This window comes from Enterobacter sp. BNK-13 (assembly GCF_048685015.1).
Classification (GTDB): domain Bacteria; phylum Pseudomonadota; class Gammaproteobacteria; order Enterobacterales; family Enterobacteriaceae; genus Enterobacter; species Enterobacter quasiroggenkampii.
Window position 1 is genome coordinate 2,958,499 of the sequence record NZ_JBLQTP010000001.1, and the last position, 25,963, is coordinate 2,984,461.

General features: G+C 57.1%; 27 protein-coding genes. 7 read left to right on the plus strand and 20 right to left on the minus strand.

The window, feature by feature from the left end; translation table 11 throughout:
• The first annotated feature begins 230 nt into the window (after window positions 1-230).
• Window positions 231-1,250 carry a LacI family DNA-binding transcriptional regulator gene (locus tag ACMGGQ_RS14280; RefSeq protein ID WP_024908958.1) on the plus strand — a complete coding sequence of 340 codons (1,020 nt, stop codon included), beginning with the start codon at window positions 231-233 and terminating at the stop codon, window positions 1,248-1,250.
• Between the two features lie 3 nt (window positions 1,251-1,253).
• On the opposite strand, the gene yfcD is transcribed toward ACMGGQ_RS14280, so the two are convergent.
• From yfcD to yfcF, 3 genes are read right to left on the minus strand one after another with little or no spacing between them, the layout of a single operon-like run.
• Window positions 1,254-1,808 carry an NUDIX hydrolase YfcD gene (yfcD, locus tag ACMGGQ_RS14285; RefSeq protein WP_025757169.1) on the minus strand — a complete coding sequence of 185 codons (555 nt, stop codon included), beginning with the start codon at window positions 1,806-1,808 and terminating at the stop codon, window positions 1,254-1,256.
• Window positions 1,809-1,863: 55 nt separating this feature from the next.
• Window positions 1,864-2,415 (minus strand): phosphodiesterase, encoded by a 552-nt coding sequence (gene yfcE, locus ACMGGQ_RS14290; RefSeq protein WP_063622172.1) that lies wholly within the window; start codon window positions 2,413-2,415, stop codon window positions 1,864-1,866.
• Between the two features lie 56 nt (window positions 2,416-2,471).
• The gene (gene yfcF, locus ACMGGQ_RS14295) at window positions 2,472-3,116 is read right to left on the minus strand and encodes a glutathione transferase (protein ID WP_420290194.1); all 645 of its coding nucleotides are present in this window, start codon (window positions 3,114-3,116) and stop codon (window positions 2,472-2,474) included.
• A 140-nt stretch (window positions 3,117-3,256) separates the two neighbouring features.
• Between yfcF and yfcG the strand changes: the two genes are divergently transcribed.
• From yfcG to ACMGGQ_RS14315, 4 genes are all read left to right on the plus strand, one after another.
• Complete coding sequence (gene yfcG, locus ACMGGQ_RS14300) at window positions 3,257-3,886, plus strand: GSH-dependent disulfide bond oxidoreductase (protein ID WP_032646621.1); 630 nt, start codon at window positions 3,257-3,259, stop codon at window positions 3,884-3,886.
• Between the two features lie 75 nt (window positions 3,887-3,961).
• Window positions 3,962-4,330, plus strand: a complete 369-nt coding sequence (gene folX / locus ACMGGQ_RS14305; RefSeq protein WP_023616057.1) for a dihydroneopterin triphosphate 2'-epimerase — start codon at window positions 3,962-3,964, stop codon at window positions 4,328-4,330.
• 13 nt (window positions 4,331-4,343) lie between these two features.
• Window positions 4,344-5,237: a TIGR01777 family oxidoreductase gene (locus ACMGGQ_RS14310; RefSeq protein ID WP_045908733.1), complete on the plus strand. Its 894-nt coding sequence runs from the start codon at window positions 4,344-4,346 to the stop codon at window positions 5,235-5,237.
• A gap of 44 nt (window positions 5,238-5,281) precedes the next feature.
• On the plus strand, window positions 5,282-5,800 hold the full coding sequence (locus ACMGGQ_RS14315; RefSeq protein WP_252073039.1) for a GNAT family N-acetyltransferase: 519 nt from the start codon (window positions 5,282-5,284) through the stop codon (window positions 5,798-5,800).
• A 161-nt stretch (window positions 5,801-5,961) separates the two neighbouring features.
• Here the strand turns inward: ACMGGQ_RS14315 and hisP are convergent, their stop codons facing one another.
• From hisP to pdxB, 15 genes are all read right to left on the minus strand, one after another.
• The gene (hisP, locus tag ACMGGQ_RS14320) at window positions 5,962-6,735 is read right to left on the minus strand and encodes a histidine ABC transporter ATP-binding protein HisP (protein ID WP_045908735.1); all 774 of its coding nucleotides are present in this window, start codon (window positions 6,733-6,735) and stop codon (window positions 5,962-5,964) included.
• Between the two features lie 8 nt (window positions 6,736-6,743).
• Window positions 6,744-7,460, minus strand: a complete 717-nt coding sequence (locus ACMGGQ_RS14325) for an ABC transporter permease (RefSeq protein WP_008502590.1) — start codon at window positions 7,458-7,460, stop codon at window positions 6,744-6,746.
• Window positions 7,457-8,143 (minus strand): histidine ABC transporter permease HisQ, encoded by a 687-nt coding sequence (locus tag ACMGGQ_RS14330; protein WP_014832782.1) that lies wholly within the window; start codon window positions 8,141-8,143, stop codon window positions 7,457-7,459. The genes ACMGGQ_RS14325 and ACMGGQ_RS14330 overlap by 4 nt, the downstream gene beginning before the upstream one ends.
• Before the next feature lie 88 nt (window positions 8,144-8,231).
• On the minus strand, window positions 8,232-9,014 hold the full coding sequence (gene hisJ, locus ACMGGQ_RS14335) for a histidine ABC transporter substrate-binding protein HisJ (RefSeq protein WP_008502592.1): 783 nt from the start codon (window positions 9,012-9,014) through the stop codon (window positions 8,232-8,234).
• 226 nt (window positions 9,015-9,240) lie between these two features.
• Window positions 9,241-10,023 (minus strand): lysine/arginine/ornithine ABC transporter substrate-binding protein ArgT, encoded by a 783-nt coding sequence (gene argT / locus ACMGGQ_RS14340; protein WP_023616063.1) that lies wholly within the window; start codon window positions 10,021-10,023, stop codon window positions 9,241-9,243.
• Window positions 10,024-10,314: 291 nt separating this feature from the next.
• Window positions 10,315-10,884, minus strand: coding sequence for a UbiX family flavin prenyltransferase (locus tag ACMGGQ_RS14345; protein ID WP_048224260.1), 570 nt, complete (start codon window positions 10,882-10,884; stop codon window positions 10,315-10,317).
• An 89-nt stretch (window positions 10,885-10,973) separates the two neighbouring features.
• On the minus strand, window positions 10,974-12,491 hold the full coding sequence (purF, locus tag ACMGGQ_RS14350; RefSeq protein ID WP_021241570.1) for an amidophosphoribosyltransferase: 1,518 nt from the start codon (window positions 12,489-12,491) through the stop codon (window positions 10,974-10,976).
• Between the two features lie 33 nt (window positions 12,492-12,524).
• The gene (gene cvpA / locus ACMGGQ_RS14355; protein ID WP_000262116.1) at window positions 12,525-13,013 is read right to left on the minus strand and encodes a colicin V production protein; all 489 of its coding nucleotides are present in this window, start codon (window positions 13,011-13,013) and stop codon (window positions 12,525-12,527) included.
• A gap of 165 nt (window positions 13,014-13,178) precedes the next feature.
• Complete coding sequence (gene dedD / locus ACMGGQ_RS14360) at window positions 13,179-13,877, minus strand: cell division protein DedD (RefSeq protein WP_045908737.1); 699 nt, start codon at window positions 13,875-13,877, stop codon at window positions 13,179-13,181.
• The gene (folC, locus tag ACMGGQ_RS14365; protein WP_262790491.1) at window positions 13,867-15,135 is read right to left on the minus strand and encodes a bifunctional tetrahydrofolate synthase/dihydrofolate synthase; all 1,269 of its coding nucleotides are present in this window, start codon (window positions 15,133-15,135) and stop codon (window positions 13,867-13,869) included. The genes dedD and folC overlap by 11 nt, the downstream gene beginning before the upstream one ends.
• Before the next feature lie 70 nt (window positions 15,136-15,205).
• Window positions 15,206-16,111 carry an acetyl-CoA carboxylase, carboxyltransferase subunit beta gene (gene accD / locus ACMGGQ_RS14370; RefSeq protein WP_023312564.1) on the minus strand — a complete coding sequence of 302 codons (906 nt, stop codon included), beginning with the start codon at window positions 16,109-16,111 and terminating at the stop codon, window positions 15,206-15,208.
• A gap of 154 nt (window positions 16,112-16,265) precedes the next feature.
• Window positions 16,266-16,925: a DedA family protein gene (locus ACMGGQ_RS14375; protein WP_008502599.1), complete on the minus strand. Its 660-nt coding sequence runs from the start codon at window positions 16,923-16,925 to the stop codon at window positions 16,266-16,268.
• Window positions 16,926-16,953: 28 nt separating this feature from the next.
• Complete coding sequence (truA, locus tag ACMGGQ_RS14380) at window positions 16,954-17,766, minus strand: tRNA pseudouridine(38-40) synthase TruA (protein WP_008502600.1); 813 nt, start codon at window positions 17,764-17,766, stop codon at window positions 16,954-16,956.
• Window positions 17,766-18,779 carry an aspartate-semialdehyde dehydrogenase gene (locus ACMGGQ_RS14385; RefSeq protein WP_111967581.1) on the minus strand — a complete coding sequence of 338 codons (1,014 nt, stop codon included), beginning with the start codon at window positions 18,777-18,779 and terminating at the stop codon, window positions 17,766-17,768. Before ACMGGQ_RS14385 ends, truA begins: the two co-directional genes overlap by 1 nt.
• Window positions 18,780-18,846: 67 nt before the next feature.
• Window positions 18,847-19,983: a 4-phosphoerythronate dehydrogenase PdxB gene (pdxB, locus tag ACMGGQ_RS14390; RefSeq protein ID WP_069720437.1), complete on the minus strand. Its 1,137-nt coding sequence runs from the start codon at window positions 19,981-19,983 to the stop codon at window positions 18,847-18,849.
• A gap of 113 nt (window positions 19,984-20,096) precedes the next feature.
• Between pdxB and flk the strand changes: the two genes are divergently transcribed.
• Window positions 20,097-21,101, plus strand: a complete 1,005-nt coding sequence (gene flk, locus ACMGGQ_RS14395) for a flagella biosynthesis regulator Flk (protein ID WP_045908740.1) — start codon at window positions 20,097-20,099, stop codon at window positions 21,099-21,101.
• A gap of 90 nt (window positions 21,102-21,191) precedes the next feature.
• On the opposite strand, the gene ACMGGQ_RS14400 is transcribed toward flk, so the two are convergent.
• Together ACMGGQ_RS14400 and fabB are read right to left on the minus strand one after the other, a co-directional pair.
• Window positions 21,192-22,370, minus strand: coding sequence for an MFS transporter (locus ACMGGQ_RS14400; RefSeq protein ID WP_039023974.1), 1,179 nt, complete (start codon window positions 22,368-22,370; stop codon window positions 21,192-21,194).
• Window positions 22,371-22,578: 208 nt separating this feature from the next.
• A complete protein-coding gene (gene fabB, locus ACMGGQ_RS14405) occupies window positions 22,579-23,796 on the minus strand; it encodes a beta-ketoacyl-ACP synthase I (RefSeq protein WP_014832795.1) in 1,218 nt (405 codons plus the stop codon).
• A gap of 158 nt (window positions 23,797-23,954) precedes the next feature.
• Between fabB and mnmC the strand changes: the two genes are divergently transcribed.
• Window positions 23,955-25,952, plus strand: a complete 1,998-nt coding sequence (gene mnmC, locus ACMGGQ_RS14410; protein ID WP_420290195.1) for a bifunctional tRNA (5-methylaminomethyl-2-thiouridine)(34)-methyltransferase MnmD/FAD-dependent 5-carboxymethylaminomethyl-2-thiouridine(34) oxidoreductase MnmC — start codon at window positions 23,955-23,957, stop codon at window positions 25,950-25,952.
• The last annotated feature ends 11 nt before the right edge of the window (window positions 25,953-25,963 follow it).

Genomic DNA, 25,963 nt, shown 5'->3' on the forward strand with positions numbered 1-25,963 from the left:
CACTCCCGCGACACGCTTAAGATGAGCAAACTTTATTCAACGCATCACTGATTGACTGCGATCGCGATCACAAAGATAGCGCTACCAATGGTTATCATGCAGAAATGTGATAGCGCTATCAAATTGCAATCACGTTGCTAAATCACAGCAAAAAAAGGGATTTAAGGCGTATACTGCCTGTCACGTGAAACGAAGGAAAATAAGAACGCGTCTGGTCAGCAGGAAGGTGTATGTCTCTAACCCGAAAACGGCGCAGTACTGGTAAAGTGACACTCGCCGATGTCGCACAACTTGCCGGTGTGGGCACGATGACCGTGTCCCGTGCGCTTCGCACGCCCGAACAGGTTTCCGATAAACTACGAGAAAAAATTGAAGCTGCCGTGCAGGAGCTGGGTTATATGCCTAATCTTGCCGCCAGTGCCCTGGCCTCGGCATCGTCATGGACGATCGCCATGGTGGTGCCCAACCTCTCCGAAGCAGGCTGCTCGGAGATGTTCGCCGGGCTACAGCAGGTGCTGCAGCCTGCCGGGTATCAGATCATGCTGGCTGAGTCCCAGCATCGTCTTGAGCAGGAGGAGAAACTGCTGGAGACGCTGCTGGCGTCGAACATTGCCGCCGCTATCCTGCTCAGCGTTGAACATACCGACACCGTTCGCCACTGGCTGAAAAACGCCTCAATTCCGGTGATGGAGATGGGCGCCATGCGCGCCGATCCGATTGATATGAATATCGGGATTGATAACGTGGCGGCCATGTATGAGCTCACGGAGATGGTCATTAAGCGCGGCTATCAGAATATTGGCCTGCTGTGTGCCAACCAGGAGCAGTGGATTTTCCAGCAGCATCTGCAGGGCTGGTACAAAGCCATGCTTCGCCACCATATGTCGCCGAACCGGGTCATTAACGCGGCGATGCCGCCGAGCTTCTCGACCGGCGCGGCGCAGCTGCCCGAGTTCCTGCTGGCCTGGCCGGAGCTGGATGCGCTGGTGTGCGTCTCTGACGAGCTGGCCTGCGGCGCGCTGTACGAGTGCCAGCGCAGGCGAATCAAAGTGCCGGACGATCTGGCGGTGGTAGGTTTTGGCGATAGCGACGTGAGCCGCGTCTGTCAGCCGCCGCTGACGACCATGGCGGTGCCGCATCGTAAGATTGGCATTGAAGCCGGGAAAGCGTTACTGGAGCGCCTGAATGGCGGAGACTGGCGCGATCAAAAGCCCATCGCGTCCAGTCTGTGTCTAAGAGAGAGTTGCTGAAGCTTACTCAGCCTCTTCCTCTTTCTCTGATTTGGTCGATTCGTTATTGGCGTTGCGGCTCATCCAGAGCGCCAGCGCTTTTAACGAATCCGGCGTGAACTCGTCGCAGCGCGCGGTAATCTCCTCCGGCGTCATCCAGTTCACTTCGCTGACTTCTTCTTCCTGCAGGGCGAACGGGCCGTGAGAGACGCAGCTAAACAGCCCGCCCCAGACGCGACAGTGTTCATCCTCGAAGTAGAACTGCCCGTGCTCGGCAAACGGCACACCGGCAATGCCTAACTCTTCTTCCGCTTCACGACGCGCGGAATCCAGCAGCACTTCATCCGCCTGGACGACGCCACCTGCAGTCGCATCCAGCATACCCGGGAGAAAATCTTTCGTGTCCGTGCGGCGCTGAACCAGAATTTTACCCATACCGTCATGCACAACGATATATGTCGCACGGTGACGCAGGCGCTCCGCACGCATTTGCTCGCGGCTGGCCTGCGCGATCACTTCATTCTCTTCGTTGACAATGTCAACCCACTCTGTACTTGCCAAATGACTCTGCTCCACCATCGGGAAACCTTCTCTTCTAAGCGCTCTTTCGGCGCGTTTGCAGTTGAGGTGTAACTTACGGATTAATCGCTACCTGCGCAATAACTTGCTGATCATTAAGTGCGATAACGCTCAGGGTATTTCCTTCCAGCATGCCGTAGCTCGCAGGATATCCGCCTTTTGGGATGCTGACCGAGCCCGGATTAAAGTGATAAATCTCACCGCGTTTTTCCGCAACCGGAATATGAGTATGACCGTAAACCAGGACATCGCCAGCCGCGAGGGCCGGAAGATTATCCGGGCTGAAAAGATGCCCGTGGGTCAGGAACAGGCGGTGTTGTTCAAGCAGCACCTGTTGCCACGGTGCGGTAAGGGGGAAATGCAGCAGCATCTGGTCCACTTCGCTGTCGCAGTTGCCGCGAACGGCAATGATGCGCGAGGCGAACTGGTTGAGTTTTTCCGCGACCTGCGCAGGGGCATAGCCCTCTGGCAGCGCGTTGCGCGGGCCGTGATTCAACACGTCGCCCAAAATAATCAGCCACTGCGCACCGCTTTGTGCAAACAGGGAAAGGACACGCTCGGTAGCGGGCAGCGATCCATGGATATCCGACGCAAACATCAGTTTCATCAGTCACTCCTCGGGAAAACAGACTGCCCCCATGATACCTGAAGCGGCAGGGCTTATCAGCCCGCGCGCTTAGCCGAGAGTGCCACATAGCGCTGCACGGAGGCACGCTGCCACTGGAACGCGGCATAATCCACCAGCAGTTGCGGCACCTCATCACCGTTGAGGATCAGGCGGTTTAACATCAACGCCAGATCGGCATCGGCAATGCACCACTCGCCGAACAGGTTTGGGTTGCCATGGGCGAGCAGCGAGGTGGCGGTTTCAATCAGCTTCTGCGCGCTTTCTGCACCTTCTGCGCTGAGAGCTGGCTTTTTCACCCCGGCAAACACAACGTCCGTGGAGCGTTCGACGCGAATCGGCACCAGATCGCTTCGCAGCCACGCCTGGATCTGCCGCGCCCGGGCGCGCTTTTGCAGATCGTGAGAATAGATACGTTCCCACTCCGGGGGGGCGAACCGATCTTCCAGATACTCATCGATCGCCGACGATTCGCTCAGGGCAAATCCATCAATCTCCAGCACCGGCACGCGTCGGGTCAGATCGTAGCCCTGCCAGTGCGGTTTAAGATGCTCACCACCGTCAAGATCAACGGTCTTCAGCGTAAAGGTGAGCCCTTTTTCGGCCAGCGCAACGTATACGCTCATAACATAGGGGGAAAAGAAGTTCGCATCGGACCACAACGTGATGACGGGCTGGTTCATAACATCCTCATAGGCTGATCGGTTTTTACTCAACATATAATCTCTTTGCCTCGCTGTCACTTGATGAAAACTCACGATTTACAACAACCACCTATACTCATTTGTCATGGCACCACTCTTCGCATGGACAGGAGTTGAGAATGATCGACCTTTATTACGCCCCTACCCCAAACGGCCATAAGATCACCCTCTTTCTTGAAGAAGCCGAGCTGGATTACAGGATCATTCGCGTGGATATCAGCAAAGGCGAACAGTTCAGCCCTCTTTTTCTGGCTATCTCGCCGAACAATAAAATCCCGGCCATTATTGATAACCAGCCGGCGGACGGGGGCAGACCGTTGAGCCTGTTTGAATCCGGTGAAATTTTACTCTATCTGGCAGAGAAAACCGGCAAGCTGCTGAGCGGCGAGCTGCGTGAGCGTCACCATACCCTGCAGTGGCTTTTCTGGCAGGCGAGCGGGCTGGGCCCCATGCTGGGTCAAAATCATCACTTTACCGCTTACGCCCCGCAGCCCATTCCTTACGCGATAGAACGCTATCAGGTCGAGACGCAGCGGCTCTATGACGTTCTGAACCGTCGGCTGAAGAAAACGCCGTGGCTCGGGGGCGATCATTACAGTATTGCCGATATCGCCTGCTGGCCATGGGTGAATACGCATGAAAAACACCGAATTGACCTGGCCTCTTACCCGGCGGTAAACAACTGGTTCGAGCGCATCCGGACCCGCCCGGCGACCGAGCGGGCGATGCAAAAAATCCAGCAAATTTAACCCGGTATGAGGCTGGGTGCCTGTGAGGCACTCATGTATTATGGGCAGGAAATACTGACACGGAGAAGACCTGCAATGTCACAGCCAGACGCCATTATTCGTATAAAAAATTTACGCCTGCGTACCTTTATCGGTATCAAAGAGGAAGAGATCGCCAACCGTCAGGATATTGTCATTAACGTGGTGATTCACTATCCCGCAGACAAAGCGCGCGCCAGCGAAGATATCAATGACGCGCTGAACTACCGCACAATCACCAAGAACATTATCCAGTTTGTGGAGAATAACCGCTTCTCTCTGCTGGAAAAATTAACTCAGGATGTGCTCGATATCGCACGCGAACATCACTGGGTCACTTATGCTGAAGTTGAGATCGATAAACTTCACGCCCTGCGCTACGCCGATTCCGTCTCCATGACGTTAAGCTGGCGGCGCCAGGCGTAAACCTGGAGGTTGTATGAAGATTTTGCTGACCGGCGGTACAGGCCTGATTGGTCGTCACCTCATTGCGCGTCTGCAGGCCTTGCATCACGACATTACCGTGGTCACGCGCAGCCCGGAGAAAGCGCGTCAGGTGCTGGGGGCGGGTGTCGATATCTGGAAAAATCTGGCCGATCAGCAAAATCTGGACGGCTTCGACGCCGTCATTAACCTCGCGGGTGAACCCATCGCCGATAAGCGCTGGACGGAAGAGCAAAAACAGCTGTTATGCAGCAGCCGGTGGAACATCACCGAAAAGCTGGTCGAGCTGATCCGCAACAGCCACACGCCGCCTTCCGTGCTGATTTCGGGTTCCGCCGTGGGCTACTACGGCGATCTTGGCGAGGTGGTGGTGACCGAGGAAGAGCCGCCCCATAACGAGTTTACCCACAAACTCTGCGCCCAGTGGGAGCGTATCGCCAGTGCGGCGCAAAGCGATCGAACCCGCGTCTGCCTGCTGCGGACCGGTGTCGTTCTGGCACCAAAAGGCGGCATTTTGGCGAAGATGCTTCCCCCTTTCAGGCTCGGACTCGGCGGCCCCATTGGTAATGGCCGTCAGTATATGGCCTGGATCCATATCGACGATATGGTCAACGGGATTCTCTGGCTGCTGGATAACGATCTGCGCGGGCCGTTCAATATGGTTGCGCCGTATCCGGTGCGTAATGAACAGTTTGCTCACGCGCTGGGGCATGCCCTGCACCGTCCGGCAATTTTGCGCGTGCCTGCCACGGTCATTCGTCTGCTGATGGGTGAAGCGTCTGTTCTGGTATTAGGCGGACAGAGAGCGCTGCCAAAACGACTGGAAGCGGCCGGGTTTGCGTTCCGCTGGTATGAATTAGAAGAGGCGCTGGGGGATGTGGTGCGGTGAATATGGTACAGTGACAGGCCATTTTCCGAAGATATGGCGTCACAATGGCAACCATCACCACACCCCGACTTCACCTCACCCCTTTCGAACCCACTGACTGGGCCTTCTTCCGCTCGCTACGTGAAGATCGCCGCATCATGCGCTATATGGCCGCCATCGCCCCGGAAAAAGAGACCCGACGCGTGTTTGCCGCGCGACTCGCTGCTGCTCATGTGTTTGTCATTCGCGCCCGGGATGATGATACGCCGCTGGGCGATATCGGCCTGCAAATCAGCGCAGAGAATCGTGAAGAGGCGGATATCGGTTATACGGTTGTACCTGCCGCGCAAGGGAAAGGTATCGCCAGCGAGGCGCTGCGCGCGGTGTGTGATTATGCGTTCAACCAGACCGGCGTGAAGGCGATTAACGCGTATGTGCTGGCGGACAACGGCGGTTCGGTGCGGGTGCTGGAGAAAGCCGGGTTTGTGCGTATGCAGGTGCTGGAAAAGGCGTATGAGATTGACGGCGTGCGCTATGACGACTGGGTGTACCGGCTGGAATATGCCGGCCGACAACGGAATTAGTAGGCCCGGTAAGCGAAGCGCCACCGGGCGATTAGGCTGCACTGCGGTCTGATGCCCTCACCCCGACCCTCTCCCACAGGGAGAGGGAGAACATCCAGCCCGTAGGCCCGGTAAGCGAAGCGCCACCGGGCGATTGGCCTGCACTGCGGTCTGATGCCCTCTTACTTCAGGGAGCCTTTCAGGAATTGCTGCAAACGCGGGCTTTGCGGGTTCGCCAGCACCTCGTCCGGATGCCCCTGCTCTTCAATTTTCCCCTGGTGCAGGAAAATCACGTGGTTCGAGACGTTACGGGCAAAGCCCATCTCGTGCGTCACCACCACCATCGTTTTGCCCTCTTCAGCCAGCTTCTGCATGATGCGCAGCACTTCGCCAACGAGTTCCGGGTCGAGCGCGGAGGTCGGTTCGTCGAACAGTAGCACCTCGGGCTCCATCGCCAGCGCGCGCGCAATGGAGACACGCTGCTGCTGACCGCCGGAGAGATGCACCGGGTATTTCATCTGCTGGCGCTCGTCGATGCCCACTTTTGCCAGGTATTTCACCGCGCGCTCGCGGGCTTCATGCTTGCTCAGGCCAAGCACCTGAACCGGCGCTTCCATCACGTTCTCCAGCACCGTCATGTGGCTCCAGAGGTTAAAATGCTGGAACACCATCGTCAGACGCGTACGCAGCAGACGCAGTTGGTGCTTATCGGCCACCTTCAGCTGGCCGTCTTTGTCACGCACCAGGTTGATGTTCTGCCCGCTCACCACAATCGAGCCTTCGCTCGGCTTTTCGAGGAAGTTAATGCAGCGCAGGAAGGTACTTTTACCCGAGCCGGATGAGCCGATGATACTGATCACGTCGCCCGCGTTAGCCTGCAGCGACACCCCTTTCAGCACTTCATGTTCGCCGTAGCGTTTGTGCAAATCAATAACGTTTAATTTGTTCTCAGCCATCATCTTTCTCAGTGCGTCGAAGAAGGTTTTATATGCTGCAACCAGCGTTTTTCAGCCTTACGGAACAGGCTAATCAGAACATAAGAGATAATTAAATAGAGCACCGCCGCAATGCCAAATGCGGTAAACGGCTGATAGGTCGCGGAGTTAATATCGCGCGCGATTTTAAGCAGATCCGGCACCGTCGCGGTAAAGGCAAGCGCGGTCGAATGCAGCATCAAAATCACTTCGTTACTGTACGCCGGTAACGCGATACGCAAGGCCGACGGCAGAATGATGCAGCGGTACAGTTTCACCGACGAGAAGCCGTAGGCCCGCGCGGCTTCAATCTCACCGTAAGGGACAGAGCGAATTGCCCCCGCGAAAATTTCGGTGGTGTAGGCGCAGGTGTTGAGCGTCAACGCCAGCACCGTACAGTTCAGACCGCTGCGGAAGAACGCATTCAGCATCTCAGTGCCTTTTACGATCTCAAGCGTGTACATCCCCGAGTAGAACACTAGCAGCTGCACGTACAGCGGCGTACCGCGAAACACGTAGGTGAAGAGCCAGATCGGGAACTGGATAAATTTATTGTTCGACACGCGGCCAATGGCGAGAAACACCGCCAGAATACCGCCCATCACTACGGAGGAGATCAGCAGCCAGAGCGTAATCGCCACGCCGGTAAAGCGGTAGCCATCCGTCCACAGCAGCGATTTCCAGTATTCCTGAATAATCTCAATCACAGGTCAGCCCTCTTCACACCCACGGAGTAGCGACGCTCGAGCAGAAGCAGCACACCATTGGAGACGGTCGTAAAGACCAGATAAATCACGCCACACACCACCGCAAAGTAGAACGGCTCCCAGGTGCTCTTGCCCGCCAGTTGAGTCGCTTTCACGACGTCTTCCAGACCGAGCAGCGAGACCAGCGCTGTCGCTTTGAGGATAACCTGCCAGTTGTTGCCGATGCCCGGGAGCGCATAGCGCATCATGGCCGGGAACATAATCCGACGAAACGTTTGTGATGAGGTAAAACCAAATGCGGTTGCCGCCTCAATGTGACCTTTCGGCACGGCCATGTAAGCACCGCGGAAGGTTTCGGTGAAGTAGGCGCCGTAGATAAAACCGAGGGTAATAATACCGGCCACCATTGGGTCGATATCAATTTGTCCCATGCCCATCGCGTCCGTCACGCTGTTCAGCGCAATCTGGAGACCGTAAAAGATAAGCAGCATCAGCACCAGATCGGGAACGCCGCGAATAAGCGTGGTGTAGCCTTCAAAGATCAGCGCCAGCGGTTTGTTAGCCGAAAGCTTCGCCCCTGCGCCTGCCAGACCTATCAGCACCGCCAGCACCACGGAGCTGATAGCCAGCTCAAGGGTGACAAGCGCGCCCTGTAAAATAACGCCAGAAAATCCGTACAGCATACCGCGAGCCCTGTCGTATCGTGAGTGGTGGAACCGTGTCTTTTCCCCTCCCACCGTGGGAGGGGCCGCACGTTATATGACGGGGCGATTAGCCGCCGTAAACATTAAAATCAAAGTACTTTTTCGCCAGCTTATCGTAGGTGCCGTCAGCGCGCATTTCAGCGAACGCTTTGTTCAGCGCCTCACGCAGCTCGTTGTCTTCTTTGCGCAGGCCCATACCGGTGCCCACACCAAACAACTTCACATCCTTAATGGACGGGCCGCCAAACTTGTAATCTTTACCCACCGGCGTTTTCAGGAAGCCTTCGCTAGCCGCGACTTCATCCTGGAATGCCGCATCAATTCGGCCTGCCGTCAGGTCAGCGTAGATATTTTCCTGGCCCTGATAGGAGACAATTTCAATCCCCTTCGGTGCCCAGTGTTCGTTACCGTAGGTTTCCTGGGTAGTGCCCTGCAGCACGCCCACGCGTTTGCCCTTCAGCGACTCCAGCGTAGGCTGAATGTCAGACGATTTCGCCACCACCAGACGTGAATCGGCCGCGTAGAGTTTGTCGGTGAAGGCAATCTCCTGCTGGCGTTTTTCGGTGATGGAGAGGGAGGACATGATCACATCGATTTTTTTCGCTTTCAGGGAGGGGATCAGCGCATCCAGCGGGTTCTCAACGTAGGTACACTGTGCTTTGATGCGTTTGCACAGCTCATTGGCCAGATCGATGTCAAAACCGACCAGTTCACCCTTTGAATTCTTCGATTCGAACGGCGCATAGGTTGGATCGGTACCAATGCGAATTTTCTGCGGAATAGCTGCGAATGCCGCGGTGGCGCTGGAAAAGGCCAGTACCAGTGATAATGACAACACGAGTTTTTTCATATTTGTCCTCAACAAACTGTCTTCATACGGGATTTTTACGACGACGGGGTGGTGCTAATGTGCCATTAATCCCCTCAGTCAGGCAAAGATTAATGCCTTTCAGGCGGGAATTTTTGCATTATAAATGCGTAAGTATGCACAAAGCGATCCAATACGGTGCAACAGATGCACCGTATTGGGTCAACCGCTCCCGTAACGCACCGTTACAGTGCGTTAGCGCCAGGGTTTATTCACCGTATACGTTGAAGTCGAAGTATTTCTTCGCCAGTTTGTCGTAAGTACCGTCTTTACGCAGCTCCGCAAAGGCTTTGTCAAAGGCGGCTTTAAGCTCGGTATCATCCTTACGCAGGCCAATCCCGGTGCCGTCACCAAAGTACTTTTTGTCTTTCACCGACGGGCCTGCAAACGCGAATTCTTTGCCCGCAGGCTGCTTCAGGAAGCCTTCGCTCGCGGCGACTTCATCCTGGAATGCCGCATCCAGACGGCCTGCCGCCAGGTCAGAGTAAATCAGATCCTGGTTCTGATAAGCCACCACGTCTACGCCCTTCTCACGCCAGTTAGCATTGGCATAGCCTTCCTGCGTCGAGCCCTGAAGCACGCCGACGTGTTTGCCTTTCAGCGAGTCGATGGTGGGCTTAATCGGAGAGCCTTTAGGGGCAATCAGGCGAGAATCCGCGGCGTAGAGCTTGTCAGAGAAGGCAATCTCCTGCTGGCGTTTTTCGGTGATGGAGAGAGAAGAGATAATGGCGTCGATTTTCTTAGCTTTCAGCGACGGAATTAACGCGTCAAAGTCGCTGCCCACCCATGTGCATTTCACCGCAATGCGCTTGCACATTTCATTACCCAGATCGATATCAAACCCCACGAAATCGCCTTTCGCATCCTTGGAAGAGAATGGCGCGTAGGTTGCGTCTGTACCGATACGTACCGTCTGTGGAAGCGCTGCGTAGCTACCTGCTGCCGCACTTAACCCCACGAGCAAAGACAGAGCCAGAACCGTCTTCTTCATACATTTACCCTCAAGTACCGTGATTTTATTATGTATTGTGTTGTGTGTTGTGTTGCAGGCTTCATCTTGCAGGTCTTATGCCACATTGCCGTCTGGTCAAAACTTCGACGTTAAATATGTTAATAAAACGTTGCGATATTGCCTTAATGGTGAAAGATAGCAGGTCTGCCGAACGAACCGGAGAGAGAAAAAGGGAAAAAACGAATTAAATGTCGAGGATATGATCGCCGTTGCATAATTGCCCTGAAACAGGGCAACTTGTCTTTTCATGCACCAGGTTTGTGCACAGATTCAGGCACCCTGCCAGCGGGTGAAGAGATCGTCGGGCAGGTCGATGTCAAACTGATCGAGCACCCGGTTAACCGTCTGATTGATGACGTCGTCCAGCGTTTGCGGGCGATGGTAGAACGCGGGTACCGGCGGCATGATGACCGCGCCCAGCTCCGCAGCCTGCGTCATTAAGCGCAGATGGCCCAGGTGCAGCGGCGTTTCCCGCACGCACAGCACCAGAGGACGCCGCTCCTTCAGCACCACATCCGCCGCGCGCGTCACCAGGGTGTCCGTATAGCTATTCACAATGCCGGAGAGCGTTTTAATTGAACAGGGCAGGATAACCATGCCGGCTGTTTTAAACGAGCCTGAGGAGATGCTGGCAGCGATATCACGGGCATCGTGAACGACATCCGCCAGCGCCTGAACATCACGCAGGGAGAGATCGGTTTCCAGAGAGAGGGTCTGCCGCGCCGCCTGGCTCATCACCAGATGGGTTTCGACGTCCGCCACGTTACGCAGAACCTGTAACAAACGTACGCCGTAAATCGCGCCGCTGGCGCCGCTGAGCCCAACTATGAGTCGTTTCATGATTTTCGCCCTTACTGATTTCAGGGCAGACTGTGCAGGATTTTCCGGGGAGTTGCAAGTGAGGGCATACGCCCTCACCTGCCAGAGCATCAACCTTCGTTGTGCATCTCTAAGCTTTCAAGATCGTTCTGCAGCTGGACGGCTTTGGCGTCGTCGTTGCGCAGCGAATCAAGATAGTCGAGGTACTGCTGGTCAACGTCCTTGGTCACGTAAATACCGTTGAACACGGAGCATTCAAACTGCTGAATTTCTGGATTCTCGGCACGTACCGCGTCGATGAGATCGTTCAGGTCCTGGAAAATCAGGCCATCAGCGCCGATGATCTGGCGAATTTCATCCACTTCACGGCCATGAGCGATCAGCTCGTTGGCGGTTGGCATATCAATACCGTACACGTTCGGGAAGCGAATCTCCGGCGCAGCAGAGGCCAGATAGACTTTCTTCGCACCCGCTTCGCGCGCCATCTCGATAATCTGCTCAGAGGTGGTGCCACGAACAATGGAGTCATCCACCAGCAGAACGTTCTTATCGCGGAATTCCGCGCGGTTGGCGTTCAGCTTGCGGCGCACGGACTTACGACGCAGATGCTGCCCCGGCATGATAAACGTGCGGCCAACGTAGCGGTTCTTCACGAAGCCCTGACGGTATGGCTTATCCAGAATGCGGGCAATCTCCAGCGCAATATCGCAGGAAGTTTCAGGGATAGGAATCACCACGTCGATGTCCAGATCGTCCCACTCGCGGGCAATCTTCTCGCCGAGCTTCGTGCCCATATTGACGCGCGCGCTGTAGACGGAAATCTTGTCGATGAACGAATCCGGACGGGCAAAGTAAACGTATTCAAACAGGCACGGGTTGCTGACCGGGTTGTCGGCACACTGGCGGGTGAACAGCTGGCCCTTCTCGGTGATATACACCGCTTCGCCCGGCGCCACGTCGCGCAGGAATTCGAAGCCCAGGGTGTCCAGCGCCACGCTCTCTGAGGCAACCATATATTCAGTACGGCCATCGCCGAGGTCGCGCTTGCCGAGCACCAGCGGACGAATGCCGTTTGGGTCGCGGAAGGCGACCATACCGTGACCGATGATCATCGCCACGCAGGCGTACGCGCCGCGGATCTGACGGTTTGTCGCGGCAATCGCGGCAAAAATATTGTCTGCTTCCAGCGGATAGTGGCGGAAGTTATCCAGCTCGCTGGCGAACACATTGAGCAGGATTTCAGAATCAGAGGTGGTGTTAATGTGGCGACGTTTCTCTTCGAACAGCTTTTTGCGCAGCTCATGCGCGTTGGTCAGGTTGCCGTTATGAGCAAGGGTGATGCCATACGGTGAGTTGACGTAGAAAGGCTGTGCCTCAGAGGCGCTGGAACTGCCAGCAGTAGGATAACGAACGTGACCGATCCCCATATTACCTTGCAGACGCTGCATATGGCGGGCTTCAAACACATCGTTTACCAGGCCATTCGCCTTGCGTAAACGGAAGCAGTTGTTTGCATCAATGGTGATGATACCCGCAGCATCCTGCCCACGGTGCTGAAGCACCGTTAACGCGTCATAAATCGACTGGTTTACCGGCATGAAACCGGCGATACCGACAATACCGCACATTCGTCTTTTCCTCGTTAAGCCACATCTCAGGGTTTATGCCCTGGGCAAAAAACTCGACGAGCTTTGCAGATAGTCAAAGAACCATCTGATGATAAAGCTGAACTCTGGAATGAGCTGCGATTTCTGCCAGTCTTCACTTTTGGAGAACCCGGTGAAGGTATCCAGGAAGAACAGGATCGCGGCCACAATCAGCACGCCTCGTAATGCCCCGAAACAGATCCCGAGCACCCTGTCCGTTCCTGACAGACCGGTTTTCTCGACCAGCTGACCTATCACGTAATTCACGATAGCGCCGACAATCAGCGTTGCGATAAACAGCACCGCGATAGCGATTCCATTTCGGACCAGTTCATCTTCAAAGCCCGTGAACCAGACAGACAGGTAAGTGTAGTAATGACTGGCGACAAAGAAAGCACAACCCCAGGTCACCAGCGATAACGCTTCACGAACAAAGCCACGGATCAGGCTAACCAGACAGGAAAAACCAATCACCGCAATGATGGCGTAATCAATCCAGACCATATGTGTCCCACGATTTAACGCCCTGTCATCCAGTTCGGGGCGAATTCTAACAGAAAAAGAAAACGTTTGCGTAGGGATTTCCTTCCCGCGCGTAAATAAAAAAGGCGCTGAAAAAATGTTCAACGCCGTGGCTTATCGCCTCTCTCTTAAAGGAGCAGGTCGTACTTAGTTTGCGCTGTAGCCCATCACCACACCGCTCAGGCCGGAGATCTGCTTCAGCTCACCCAGCGACCCTTTCAGTTTGTCTTTAGACGCTTCTGGCCCCACGAGGATACGCGTAATTTTACCCTGCACCGGCGTGGAAGGTGAAGTGTAAACACGATATCCTGCACTGCGCAGTTTGCTCACGACCTCGTTGACTTTATCGGCATTTTTCAATGCACCGAGCTGCACCACATAGGCTTTACCCGTTGGGGCAGCAGCGTCCTGCTGCGTCGGTTTTGCTGGCGGAGGCGTCTCTGACGCCGCGGCGAGCTGTTCTGCCGCTTTATCACGCTGCGGTTTCGGCTGCGGCTTCTCAACCGGCTTCGGTTTTTCAACCGGTTTAGGCTGCTCGACCGGCACAGGATCGATATCGCTGTTGCTCGTGGCCGCCAGGCGAGACGGGTCGAGCGACGGTGCGGCGGCATCACCCGCGCGCACCTCTTCCGCCGCGCCTTCCGGTGGCTGAGCAGGCAGCGCCTGCGTCGCCGCGGGCAGCATATCCGGCTCATCGCGGTCACCCGGTTTCGGCACCAGCGGAATCGCGGCAAACTCATCCTGATAATGCTTTTTCTGCCCGTCGAGCAGCCCGGGAAGAATAATCACCCCGAGCGCGACCAGCACAATGGTTCCTGTTAAACGGTTCTGAAACTTACTCGCCACCGGTTCTCCCCGCGTCCATCACTTCCATGACATGTGCCACCGTGTGGAATGAACCACACACCAGCACGGTATCTTCTGGTTTAGCATCCGCCATCGCGGCATGCCAGGCCTGCGCCACGCTACTGTAGATTGCGCCTTTGCCGAGATGTTCCATCAGCTGCTCAGCCGTCGCGCCGCGCGGCCCCTCCAGAGGAGCACAATACCAGCTATCGACCACACTCTCCATGCAGGCCAGCGTCCCGCCGATATCTTTATCATGAAGCATACCGATAACCGCCAGCACGCGCCCGGTTTTTGGTAACGATTTGAGACGTCCCGCGAGATACGCCGCCGCGTGGGGGTTGTGCGCCACATCCAGGATCAGGCGCGGTGACTCGCTCACAATCTGGAAACGTCCGGGCAGAATCGCATTTTGTATGCCCTCGCGGATCGCCTGTTCGCTGACCACGAGGCCGCTGGCGCGCAGTGCCGCCAGCGCGGTGGCTGCGTTCGGCTGCGGCACCTGGGGCAGCGGCAGGTTGTCGAGCGCGCCCTGCGCATCGCTAAAGCGCCAGCCGTTGTCCTGAACCTCATACTGCCAGTCAACACCGCGGCGCAGCAGCTGCGCGCCCTTCTCCTTCGCCACGTCAGCAATGGTATGCGGCATATCCGGCTCGCCAACCACCGCGGGCTTATTTGCCCGGAAAATACCGGCCTTCTCACGGCCGATACTTTCACGATCGGGCCCCAGCCAGTCGACATGATCCAGCGCGATGGAAGTCACCACCGCCACGTCCGCATCCACGATATTGGTCGCATCAAGACGTCCGCCGAGACCGACCTCAAGGATCACCACATCCAGCTGCGCCTGTTTAAACAGCCACAGGGCCGACAGGGTACCGTATTCAAAATAGGTTAATGAGATCTCTCCGCGCGCGGCTTCAATTTCAGCAAACGACGCCGTATGCGCGGATTCCGGCAGCTCGCGGTTCTGTACGCGAACCCGCTCGGTGTAGCGTACCAGGTGTGGAGAGCTGTAAACGCCAACCCTGTAACCCGCCGCCATCAGGACGGATTCCAGCGTACGGCAGGTCGTGCCTTTGCCGTTGGTTCCCGCGACGGTGAACACGAAAGGCGCCGGTTTGAGCACGTCAAGACGCGCCGCAACCTGGCTTACGCGTTCAAGCCCCATATCGATGGTTTTACTGTGCAGGTTTTCCAGATAAGAAAGCCACGCGGCCAGGGGCGACGTGGCTTGGGGAATGCTTTTATTTTCCATAATGCCCGGTTGTCATTAACAGATTAGAAAGCAAAAGGGCAGCGCCAACCGGCCCTGCCCTTTTCAGTTATCAGGCCTCGGGTTCCTGATCCGGTACCACCACGCCTTCGCGCGGTTCATCCGGGTTCGGCGCTGGCAGATTCATCAGCTTCGCCAAGATGCTCGCCAGCTTCAGGCGCATTTCCGGACGGCGGACGATCATGTCGATGGCGCCTTTCTCGATGAGGAACTCACTGCGCTGGAAGCCCGGCGGCAGTTTTTCACGAACGGTCTGCTCGATAACGCGAGGACCCGCAAAGCCGATCAGCGCTTTTGGCTCAGCGATGTTCAGATCGCCCAGCATCGCGAAGCTCGCGGAGACGCCGCCCATGGTTGGGTCGGTCAGCACGGAGATATACGGCAGACCGCGCTCCTGCATCTTCGCCAGCGCTGCAGAGGTTTTTGCCATCTGCATCAGCGACATCAGCGCTTCCTGCATGCGCGCACCGCCGGAGGCAGAGAAGCAGATCAGCGGACAGTTGTCTTCCAGCGCCTGCTCAACGGCACGTACGAAGCGCGCACCGACCACGGAGCCCATTGAGCCGCCCATAAAGGAGAACTCAAACGCAGCGGCAACAGCCGGCATCCCGTGCAGGGTGCCTTTCATGACGACCAGCGCGTCTTTCTCGCCGGTCTCTTTCTGTGCAGAGGCCAGACGATCTTTATATTTTTTGGAATCGCGGAACTTCAGCACGTCTTTTGGCTCAAGCTCGCTGCCCAGTTCTACCAGAGAACCTTCGTCCAGCAGGCTATGCAGGCGGTTGCGCGCCGACATACGCATATGGTGGTCACACTTCGGACACACCTCAAGGTTGCGCTCCAGCTCTGCGCGATACAGAACCTGGCCGCAGCTATCACACTTCGTCCATACCCCTTCAGGAATGCTCGCTTTACGCGTTGGGGTAATGTTGCTTTTAATTCGTTCAATCCAGCTCATTGATAACCTTTCTGCCTGAACCTGGTCGTATGCCAGTTTTGCTATAAGAGGCGAATAATGCCATTTTTGCCTCCAACAGACCATGAATGTTGCACATTAAAACATAACAGCCCGAAACTTTGGATAAAAAAGTGGTCGAACCGCCAGTGTGCATTTACTTCGCTTGCTTTGCCGCCGCACGTTTGTGACGAATGATTTCGATAACGCCAGGCAGTACGGAAAGCACAATAATCGCTACAATCAGTAACTTAAGATTTTCCTGAACCACCGGGAGATCGCCAAACAGGTAGCCTGCATAAGTAAACAGCAGCACCCACAACAGCGCCCCCACGACGTTATACATGGCAAAATGACGATAGGACATATGCCCCATTCCCGCCACAAACGGTGCAAATGTACGCACAATAGGCACAAAGCGCGCAAGGATAATGGTTTTTCCGCCATGGCGTTCATAAAACGCATGGGTTTTGTCTAAATAGCTGCGACGGAAAATTTTTGAATCCGGATTACTGAACAGCCGCTCACCGAATACGCGTCCAATCGTGTAGTTGACCGCATCACCGACGATGGCGGCAATCACCATCAGCACCACCATAAGATGCACGTTCAGATCGTTGGTGGGCAGCGCCGATAACGCCCCGGCAACGAACAGCAGGGAATCCCCCGGCAGGAACGGCGTGACAACCAGCCCGGTTTCACAGAACAGAATGAGGAACAGAATAGCGTAAACCCAGACGCCATACTGCGCGACCAGCTCCGCCAGGTGAACATCAATATGCAGGATGAAATCAATTAAAAAACGAATTACGTCCATATTGTCTAAGCCCTAATTGCACCTTTGTTTAGTCCGCTAAAAACAGCGGACCCATTGGCGGTTTCGGCAGGTCAAACCGATCCGGATAGTCTACCGAGACCAGATACAACCCTTCCGCTTTCGCCGTGGCTGCCGCAAGCGTTCTGTCCTTCGCTGCCAGCAGGTCTGCAATCCAGCTCTCCGGCTGGTGTCCGGCACCCACTTCCATCAGGCTGCCCACAATATTCCGCACCATATGATGTACAAAGGCATTGGCTTTGATATCCACCACCACATACGCGCCAAAACGGCTGACGTTGATGTGCATGACGTTACGCCACGGCGTGCGGGACTGACACTGCACCGCACGAAACGAGGTAAAGTCATTCTCCCCAATCAGACACTGCGCCGCGCGATGCATACGTTCCGCATCGAGCGGTTCATAAAAATGCGTCACGCCCTGGCTTAACACCGCCGGACGCAGACGCTGATTGTAGATGACATAACGGTAGCGACGCGCGGTGGCGCTGAAGCGCGCGTGAAAATCATCCGGCACAGCTTTCACCCAGCGCACTGCAATGTCACCAGGCAAATTCGCATTTACCCCCAGCGTCCAGGCGGCATCCTTACGCACGGCGGTGGTTTCAAAGTGCACCACCTGCCCCGTGCCGTGAACGCCCGCATCCGTACGGCCTGCGCACAGGACGTTAATCGGCTCGTTTGCCACCTGAGAGAGCGCTTTCTCCAGCTTCTCCTGGACGCTGCGCACCTCATTCTGACGCTGCCAGCCATAATATTTACTGCCATCGTACTCAATACCGAGGGCAATTTTATGAACCGGCTTTTGTTCCACGTCTGACATCAGTACAGGTACTCCTGCACCAGTTTTTCAGCGATCTTGACCGCCATCAGCGCGCCGCCGAAACGAACGTTGTCGGCAACGGACCAGAACTGGATCTGCTCCGGCATACCGTAGTCGTTACGCACGCAGCCAACGGAAAGATGCGCGCTGCCGGTGGCATCGCCCACCTGGGTCGGGAACTCGCTCTCTTCAGAGAGGACGATGTCTTCCCCGCGGCCAAACGCATCGCGCGCCTCTTCTGCCGCGAGGGGACGCAGCGCTTCAAAGCCGACCATCTGCGCGTGACCGTAGAAGACCGGGGACTGCACGACGTTTGCGGAGATCATCAGGCCATCGTCCTGTAGAATTTTACGCACTTCATCGACGATACGACGCTCTTCGCGCACGGAGCCCTCGCGGTCCGGCAGCAGCGGCAGCATGTTGAACGCCAGCTGGCGGCCAAAGAAATCATCTTCGTCAATCGGAATGCCGTTCAGCAGCTTCGCGCTCTGCCCGGCCAGCGCGTCAACGGCCTTTTTGCCGTTTGCGGACGCGGACAGCAGACTGGTGACGGTAATGCGCGACAGGCCGCCGTCGTCGATCAGCGGTTTCAGGGCGGTCAGCAGCTGGCTGGTCAGGCTGTTCGGTACCGCAATGACGTTACGGTTGCGGTAATCAGCCAGTACAAACGGGTTCACGTCCGGCACCACCAGCGGCACATCCGGCTCCATGGAGAACAGGCCGCTCAGGTCGATGACCAGGCAGCCTGCGTTGGTCGCCTCTTCAACGTACGCCGCAGTGGCTTCAGCGCCTGCGGCGAAAAACGCCAGCTGCGCCTGCGTCCAGTCGAACGCCGCCGCATCCTGAACCATGACGGATTTACTGTTAAAACGCAGATGCTCACCCGCGCTATCGGTACGCGCCAGCGCATAGATATCGCCCACCGGGAACTGACGCTCAGCAAGCGTTTCGAGCAGGGCTTCGCCCACGGCACCCGTGGCACCTAAAATGGCAATGTTCCAGCCTTCAGACATGGTGGTTTACTCCAGAAATAAAAAAGCGTCCCTGTCGGAGTATCCGACAGGGAGCATTAAGAAGACATTAATGCGCCGGGTGATGAACGGCGTTAAACCCCAGTTTGTGCAGCAGCGTCGCCGCCGACGCATCGTCGCACATGACATACAGGGAAGACCACTCGCGGCGCTCAACGTAGTGCTTGCGCAGCTTATCAAACTCACCCGGGATCCCTGCCACTTTACGCAGCAGCGCATCATCGCGGCGCACATCATACACCAAATGCACCAGCCTTTTCAGCGTTGCCTGATCGAGCGGGCCGTGAAGGGTAATGCGGCCAAATTCAGGCGCGGGGAGTAAGGTATCCAGCGCCACCTGCTGCGGATGACCGATAAAGGCGCTGTAGGCCTCGAAGACCTGCGTCGTGCCGCGGGCTTTCCCTTCGAGGGTATAACCGGCGATATGTGCGGTGCCCACGTCCACCTTGTTAAGCAGCTCAACGTTGAGGTCCGGCTCCGGCTCCCAGACGTCCAGCACCACGCTGAGATCTTGTCCTTCGTTCAGACACGTCAGCAGCGCGGCGTTATCGACTACCGGACCACGACAGGCATTTATCAGAATAGTGCCAGCCTTCAGACGGCGAATGAGCGCCTCATCGGCAAGATGCAGCGACTTATACGGCCCCTCTTTAAACAGCGGCGTGTGGAACGTCAGCACGTCACACTGTTCAACCAGCTCGTCCAGCGAGCGGAAATCCCCGTCATCGCCATTGTCTTTGCGCGGCGGATCGCACAGCAGCGTGCGGATCCCTAACGCTTCCAGGCGCTTTTGCAGGCGCCCGCCGACGTTACCCACGCCGACAATCCCCACGGTGCGGTCTTTCAGCGCAAACCCGTCGCGCTCGGCCAGCATCAGCAGCGAGGAGAAAACGTATTCCACGACGGCAATCGCGTTACAGCCCGGCGCGGCGGAGAAACCGATTCCGGCCTGCTTCAGCCATTTATCATCCACATGATCGGTCCCTGCCGTTGCGGTCCCAACGAACTTAACCGCCTTACCGGCGAGCAACGCCTCATTTACTTTGGTCACCGAGCGCACCATCAGGGCGTCGGCGTCGTCCAGTTCGTTGACCGGGATCGGGCGACCAGGAACAGCCTTAACGTTACCCAGGCGGCTAAACAGCTCACGGGCGTAAGGCATATTTTCATCAACGAGGATTTTCACGTCTGAGTACCTGTTTGAGAGGAAGAAAACCTGCCAAGTGTGCCATAATCTGGCCGCCAGGCATATACGTCTGCCAGGTTTACGCTGAGTTTTGACTTTAAGGATTTTTGACGATGCAGCCCATTTCAGGTACGCCGCCACGCCCTCCGGGTGAAAGCCCTGTCACGCCAAACGTTGCCGGTGAACAACCGCTATCCACGCAACAGCGCACCGTGCTGGAGCGACTGATCACGCGCCTGATTGCGCTGACTTCGCAGCAAAACGCGGAAGTCTGGGCCGGGGTGAAGCATGATTTAGGCGTGAGGAACGACGCACCGCTGCAGTCGCGCCATTTCCCCGCTGCCGAGCAAAATCTGAACCAGCGTATTACGACCGCGCAGCAGAACCACACCACGCGCCAGATTGTTTCTCAGCTGACGGAGCTGCTGGGCCAAGGAAATAACCGCCAGGCGGTGAGTGATTTTATTCGCCAGCAGTATGGTCAGACCGCGCTGGGCCAGCTGACGCCCGATCAGCTCAAAACCGTGCTGACGCTGCTGCAGAACAATGAGCTGTCGATTCCGCAGCCACAGGTGCGCCCGGCGACCGAGCGTCCGCTGCTGCCCGCCGAGCACAATACGCTCAAGCAGATGGTGACCAAGCTGGCCGCGGCCACCGGCGAGCCGACGAAGCTCATCTGGCAATCCATGCTGGAGCTGTCCGGCGTGAAGGCGGGCGAGCTGATCCCGGCCAAACAGTTTACCCATTTGGTGACCTGGCTCCAGGCTCGCCAGACGCTCAGCACCCAGAGCGCCCCTACCCTGCATACTGTCCAGGCCGCGCTGAAACAGCCGCTTGAGCCGCACGAGTTCGAGGTGATTCGGGATTATGCCCAGCAAAACTGGCAGGCCACGCCGCAGACGGTGCTGACTACCGCGCAGGTGCAGGACCTGCTCAACCAGATCTTCGTTCGCCGCGCCGAACGTGAAGGTGGCGTGCCGGAGGTGAGAAATGTTCAGCCGATCTACAGCCCGCTGTTTGCGCCGGTCGTGGAGACCTTCAGAACCCTCTCTGCGCGTCCGGGATTGATGTTTATTGCACTGCTGATTGCGCTGGCGATTTTCTGGCTGGTTGCCTGATATTTTGCCCGGTGGCGCTGCGCTTACCGGGCCTACAACGGCTCGAACCGTAGGCCGGGTAAGGCGCAGCCGCCACCCGGCAACAAAGACTCACGTTCTGCGAAACGCCACCAGCGTCACCACGATCCCCACCACCGCGGAAACCGCACCGGCCAGGAAGACGGACGGATAGCCAAACGAGGTCGCTAACAGCCCGGCCAGCGGCCCGGTAACGCCGTATGAGATATCCTGAAACGCCGCATAGCCGCCCAGCGCCGTCCCGCGCACCTGAGGGGCCACGCGCTTCACCACTTCAACGCCCAGCGCCGGGAAGATCAGAGAACAGCCGCAGCCGGTCAGCGCCGCCCCCAGAAGCGCCACGGATGCCACGGGTGCGTTCCATAACAGCAGAAGACCGATGGTTTCAATGACCAGCGACGCCACCGCCACCTTCACGCCGCCGAAGCGATCCGGCATCCAGCCAAAAAGCACGCGCATCAGAACAAACGCGCCGCCAAACGCGGTAAGCGTAAAACCGGCCATCGCCCAGCCGCGGCTCATAAAATAGAGCGAGACGAACGTCCCTATTACCGCAAAACCCACACCCTGCAGCGCCAGACCCAGGCCCGGCTGCCAGATTTGGCCGACCACGCTCCACAGGGAAGGACGCTCGCCTTTGTGCGCAGGTACCTTACGCACCGAGCCGTTAAACGCCCATGCCACCAGCGGCAGCGCCATGGTGGTGGCAGCCAGCGCCGCAAAACCAAACTGGCTGTTGATCAGCAGGCCAAGCGGTGCACCGGCGGCCAGCGCGCCGTAGATGGCCATGCCGTTCCAGGACATCACCTTGCCGGAACGTGCTGGCCCCACCAACCCCATTCCCCAGGTCAGGGTACCAGTCAGCAACTGGCTTTCACCGAAGCCAAGAATTAAACGGCCCAGCACCAGCAGCGCAAATTTATACGCCGCATCGACCGGCAGAAGAGCCGCCAGCAGCCAGGCGCCGCCCGCCAGCCCGCAAGCAAACATCCCCTGCAGCGCCGAGCGTTTTGCACCGTGCTGATCCGCCAGTCGTCCGGCGTATCCGCGGGTTAACACCGTGGCTAAAAACTGAATGCCCACGGCAATGCCGACCATGGTGTTGCCATAGCCCAGCTCCTGATGAACGAACAGCGGGATCACCGGCAGCGGCAGGCCAACGGTCATATAGGTCAGAAATACCGCAAAGGCGATACGGAACAGCGAGACGTTCGCTGAAGGGGTTGTTTCTGTTTGTGTTACTGCAGTCATGCTTTACTCCGAAATGAAGAGTAAGGCGGGGAAATGCCACGCCCCCTCTACCTGATTATCAGGATTAAGGTGCGTTGGTTGACGTTAAACGCTTACGCATTATCGTGAGGATAATGTTGAGTGGTGAAGTTTGCCTGTGAGATCAGCTGCTTGTCAATGCATAAAAAAAGGGAGCCTTATGGCTCCCCTTCTGAATCAAACATAAAACTTATGCTTTCAGCTTACGCATGACCAGCGTGGCGTTGGTGCCGCCGAAACCGAAGCTGTTGGACATGACGGTAGTCAGCGTCGCTTCCGTTGGTTTGGTCACGATGTTCAGGCCAGCAGCCTGCTCGTCCATCTCTTCGATATTGATGCTTGGGGCGATAAAGCCGTTTTCCAGCATCAGCAGAGAGTAGATCGCTTCCTGAACGCCAGCCGCACCCAGAGAGTGACCGGTCATGGCTTTGGTCGCAGAGATCGCCGGGCTGTTGTCGCCGAAGACTTCGCGGATCGCACCCAGCTCTTTCACGTCGCCTACCGGCGTAGAGGTACCGTGAGAGTTCAGGTAGTCGATTGGGGTGTCAACGCCGTGCATCGCCATCTTCATGCAGCGTACCGCGCCTTCGCCGGATGGCGCAACCATGTCAGCGCCGTCAGACGTTGCACCGTAGCCCACGATCTCAGCATAGATGTGCGCACCACGTGCCAGGGCGTGCTCCAGCTCTTCAACCACAACCATACCGCCGCCGCCCGCGATGACGAAACCGTCACGGTGCGCATCGTAGGTACGGGAAGCTTTGTCCGGAGTCTCATTGTACTTAGTGGACAGTGCGCCCATCGCGTCGAATTCGCAGGCCATTTCCCAGCCCAGCTCTTCGCCGCCGCCAGCAAATACGATGTCCTGTTTACCCAGCTGGATCTGCTCAACAGCATTACCGATGCAGTGCGCGGAAGTCGCACACGCAGAGCTGATGGAGTAGTTCACACCGTGGATTTTGAACGGGGTCGCCAGGCATGCGGAAACCGCAGAACCCATGGCTTTAGTAACCACGTACGGACCTACCGCTTTCAGACCACGCGGGCTACGCATTGCGTCAGCACCAAATACCTGCGCTTTAGATGAGCCGCCGGAACCGGCGATCAAACCCACGCGCGGGTTGTTCTGATAAACCTCTTCGCTCAGGCCAGAATCTTTGATCGCTTCCTGCATGGAGAGATAAGCATAAATAGAGGCATCGTTCATGAAACGAACCACTTTGCGGTCAATCAAACCGGTGGTGTCCAGTTTGACGTTACCCCATACGTGGCTACGCATACCTGAATCTTTAAACTCTTCAGAGAAAGTGATCCCGGAGCGTCCTTCACGCAGAGATGCCAGGACTTCCTGCTGGTTATTACCGATGCTGGAAACAATGCCCAGGCCAGTAATCACTGCACGTTTCATTCAATACCTCTGTAAGTCGCACTATAGTAAGTTTCGAGTCGCACAATAGCGTACACTTGTACGCCGAACAAGTCCGATCAGACATTTTCTGCGGAAATTTGCACCGATGGACTCACATCGTTAAGATCGTGCCACTGCCTGTCAGACGAGTAACTTACGTGAAACAAAACGCTATACAACCCGCCAACCTCGAATTCAACGCTGAGGGTACACCTGTTTCCCGAGATTTTGATGATGTCTATTTTTCTAATGATAACGGACTCGAAGAAACTCGCTATGTTTTCCTCGACGGAAACCAGCTCAGCACCCGCTTCCCGGCGCACCCCCGGAGCCTGTTTGTGGTCGCGGAAAGTGGATTCGGCACCGGGCTGAATTTTTTAACCCTCTGGCAGGCGTTTAACCAGTTCCACGCTGCTCACCCCGAGGCTACGCTACAAAGATTACATTTCATCAGTTTCGAAAAATTCCCGCTCACCGCGCACGATCTGCGGCTTGCCCACCAGCGCTGGCCGGAGCTTGCGCCCTGGGCGGAGCAGCTTCAGGCGCAGTGGCCGCCCCACATCGGCGGCTGTTATCGTCTGATGCTGGACGGCGGACGCGTCACGCTGGACTTATGGCTCGGCGACATCAACGACCTGACCGACAGGCTCGATGATTCGATGAATCAGAAGGTCGACGCGTGGTTCCTGGACGGTTTTGCCCCTGCCAAAAACCCGGACATGTGGAGCCAGCATCTGTTTAACGCGATGGCGCGGCTGGCGCGCCCTGGGGCGACGCTTGCCACCTTCACCTCGGCGGGCTTTGTCCGCCGTGGGCTGCAGGAGGCGGGCTTTACCATGCAGAAGACCAAAGGCTTTGGCCGCAAGCGCGACATGCTGGTCGGCAGGATGGAGCAGACGCTGGACATCCCCGCTCAGACGCCCTGGTTTGCGCGCCGCGCCAGCGCATCGCGCGACGTGGCGATCGTTGGCGGCGGGATCGCCAGCGCCCTGCTCTCGCTCGCGCTTCTCCAGCGCGGCTGGCAGGTCACGCTCTACTGTGCTGACGACGCGCCCGCCAGCGGCGCGTCCGGCAACCGTCAGGGGGCGCTCTATCCGCTTTTAAGCGCGCACGACCCGGCCCTGTTCCAGTTTTTCCCGGCAGCGTTTACCTTCGCCCGTCGCCTGTATGACGCGCTTCCGGTGGCGTTCGACCATGACTGGTGCGGCGTCACGCAGCTTGGCTGGGATGAAAAGAGCCAGCAGAAGATCGCGCAGATGCTCTCTCTGGGCCTGCCCGAAGAGATTGCCCGCGCGGTGAGCGCGCAAGAGGTTAAAGACACCGCTGGCGTGGAAACCGGGTGTGGGGGCATTCAGTATCCGCTCGGCGGCTGGCTGTGCCCGGCTGAACTGACCGCGGCGGTCATTGCCCTGGCGCAGTCGCGAGGGCTGACGGTGCAGTATGGCCACAAGGTTGCATCGCTCACCCGGACAGAACGCTGGGATCTGCGTTTCGCTGATGGCAGGGAGGCGAGCCATGCCAGCGTTGTGCTGGCCAACGGGCATCACATCAGCCAGTTTATTCAGACAGCGACGTTGCCGGTTTATCCGGTCGGCGGCCAGGTGAGCCATATCCCGACCGCGCCTGCGCTCGGCAAACTGCGTCAGGTGCTGTGCTATGACGGCTATCTGACGCCGCAAAATCCCTCTAACGGCCATCACTGCATCGGGGCCAGCTATCATCGTGGCGAAACGGAGATGCACTACAGCGAGGCGGATCAGTTGCAGAACCGCCAGCGCCTGATTGACTGTTTCCCGGATGCAGCGTGGGCGAAAGAGGTCGACGTTAGCGAGGGTGACGCGCGCTGCGGCGTGCGTTGCGCCACCCGCGACCATCTGCCGATGGCGGGCAACGTGCCGGACTACGAGGCGACGCTTGCGGCCTATGAGGATCTGGCTGAACACCAGGAAACGGCGGTGACTTCACCGGTCTATCCAGAGCTGTTTATGCTGGGCGGACTGGGTTCCCGCGGGCTGTGCTCTGCCCCGCTGCTGGCCGAAGTGTTAGCCGCGCAGATGAGCGACGAGCCGATTCCGCTGGACAGGGTTACGCTTGCGGGTCTGAATCCGAATCGATTATGGGTACGGAAACTGCTGAAGGGGAAGAAGGTTAAGTAGGGCGCGGTCTG

What these genes read in the sequence shown, in the direction of transcription:
- truA (WP_008502600.1), bottom strand. Translation starts at nt 17,766, where the DNA reads ATGTCAGACGTGGAACAAAAGCCGGTTCATAAAATTGCCCTCGGTATT.
- ACMGGQ_RS14280 (WP_024908958.1), top strand. Translation starts at nt 231, where the DNA reads ATGTCTCTAACCCGAAAACGGCGCAGTACTGGTAAAGTGACACTCGCC.
- ACMGGQ_RS14345 (WP_048224260.1), bottom strand. Translation starts at nt 10,884, where the DNA reads ATGAAACGACTCATAGTTGGGCTCAGCGGCGCCAGCGGCGCGATTTAC.
- ACMGGQ_RS14315 (WP_252073039.1), top strand. Translation starts at nt 5,282, where the DNA reads ATGGCAACCATCACCACACCCCGACTTCACCTCACCCCTTTCGAACCC.
- ACMGGQ_RS14400 (WP_039023974.1), bottom strand. Translation starts at nt 22,370, where the DNA reads ATGACTGCAGTAACACAAACAGAAACAACCCCTTCAGCGAACGTCTCG.
- yfcG (WP_032646621.1), top strand. Translation starts at nt 3,257, where the DNA reads ATGATCGACCTTTATTACGCCCCTACCCCAAACGGCCATAAGATCACC.
- folX (WP_023616057.1), top strand. Translation starts at nt 3,962, where the DNA reads ATGTCACAGCCAGACGCCATTATTCGTATAAAAAATTTACGCCTGCGT.
- cvpA (WP_000262116.1), bottom strand. Translation starts at nt 13,013, where the DNA reads ATGGTCTGGATTGATTACGCCATCATTGCGGTGATTGGTTTTTCCTGT.
- ACMGGQ_RS14310 (WP_045908733.1), top strand. Translation starts at nt 4,344, where the DNA reads ATGAAGATTTTGCTGACCGGCGGTACAGGCCTGATTGGTCGTCACCTC.
- flk (WP_045908740.1), top strand. Translation starts at nt 20,097, where the DNA reads ATGCAGCCCATTTCAGGTACGCCGCCACGCCCTCCGGGTGAAAGCCCT.
- ACMGGQ_RS14385 (WP_111967581.1), bottom strand. Translation starts at nt 18,779, where the DNA reads ATGTCTGAAGGCTGGAACATTGCCATTTTAGGTGCCACGGGTGCCGTG.
- ACMGGQ_RS14330 (WP_014832782.1), bottom strand. Translation starts at nt 8,143, where the DNA reads ATGCTGTACGGATTTTCTGGCGTTATTTTACAGGGCGCGCTTGTCACC.
- hisJ (WP_008502592.1), bottom strand. Translation starts at nt 9,014, where the DNA reads ATGAAAAAACTCGTGTTGTCATTATCACTGGTACTGGCCTTTTCCAGC.
- yfcE (WP_063622172.1), bottom strand. Translation starts at nt 2,415, where the DNA reads ATGAAACTGATGTTTGCGTCGGATATCCATGGATCGCTGCCCGCTACC.
- accD (WP_023312564.1), bottom strand. Translation starts at nt 16,111, where the DNA reads ATGAGCTGGATTGAACGAATTAAAAGCAACATTACCCCAACGCGTAAA.
- folC (WP_262790491.1), bottom strand. Translation starts at nt 15,135, where the DNA reads ATGGAAAATAAAAGCATTCCCCAAGCCACGTCGCCCCTGGCCGCGTGG.
- hisP (WP_045908735.1), bottom strand. Translation starts at nt 6,735, where the DNA reads ATGGCTGAGAACAAATTAAACGTTATTGATTTGCACAAACGCTACGGC.
- ACMGGQ_RS14375 (WP_008502599.1), bottom strand. Translation starts at nt 16,925, where the DNA reads ATGGACGTAATTCGTTTTTTAATTGATTTCATCCTGCATATTGATGTT.
- purF (WP_021241570.1), bottom strand. Translation starts at nt 12,491, where the DNA reads ATGTGCGGTATTGTCGGTATCGCCGGTTTCATGCCGGTAAACCAGTCG.
- argT (WP_023616063.1), bottom strand. Translation starts at nt 10,023, where the DNA reads ATGAAGAAGACGGTTCTGGCTCTGTCTTTGCTCGTGGGGTTAAGTGCG.
- fabB (WP_014832795.1), bottom strand. Translation starts at nt 23,796, where the DNA reads ATGAAACGTGCAGTGATTACTGGCCTGGGCATTGTTTCCAGCATCGGT.
- yfcF (WP_420290194.1), bottom strand. Translation starts at nt 3,116, where the DNA reads ATGAACCAGCCCGTCATCACGTTGTGGTCCGATGCGAACTTCTTTTCC.
- yfcD (WP_025757169.1), bottom strand. Translation starts at nt 1,808, where the DNA reads ATGGTGGAGCAGAGTCATTTGGCAAGTACAGAGTGGGTTGACATTGTC.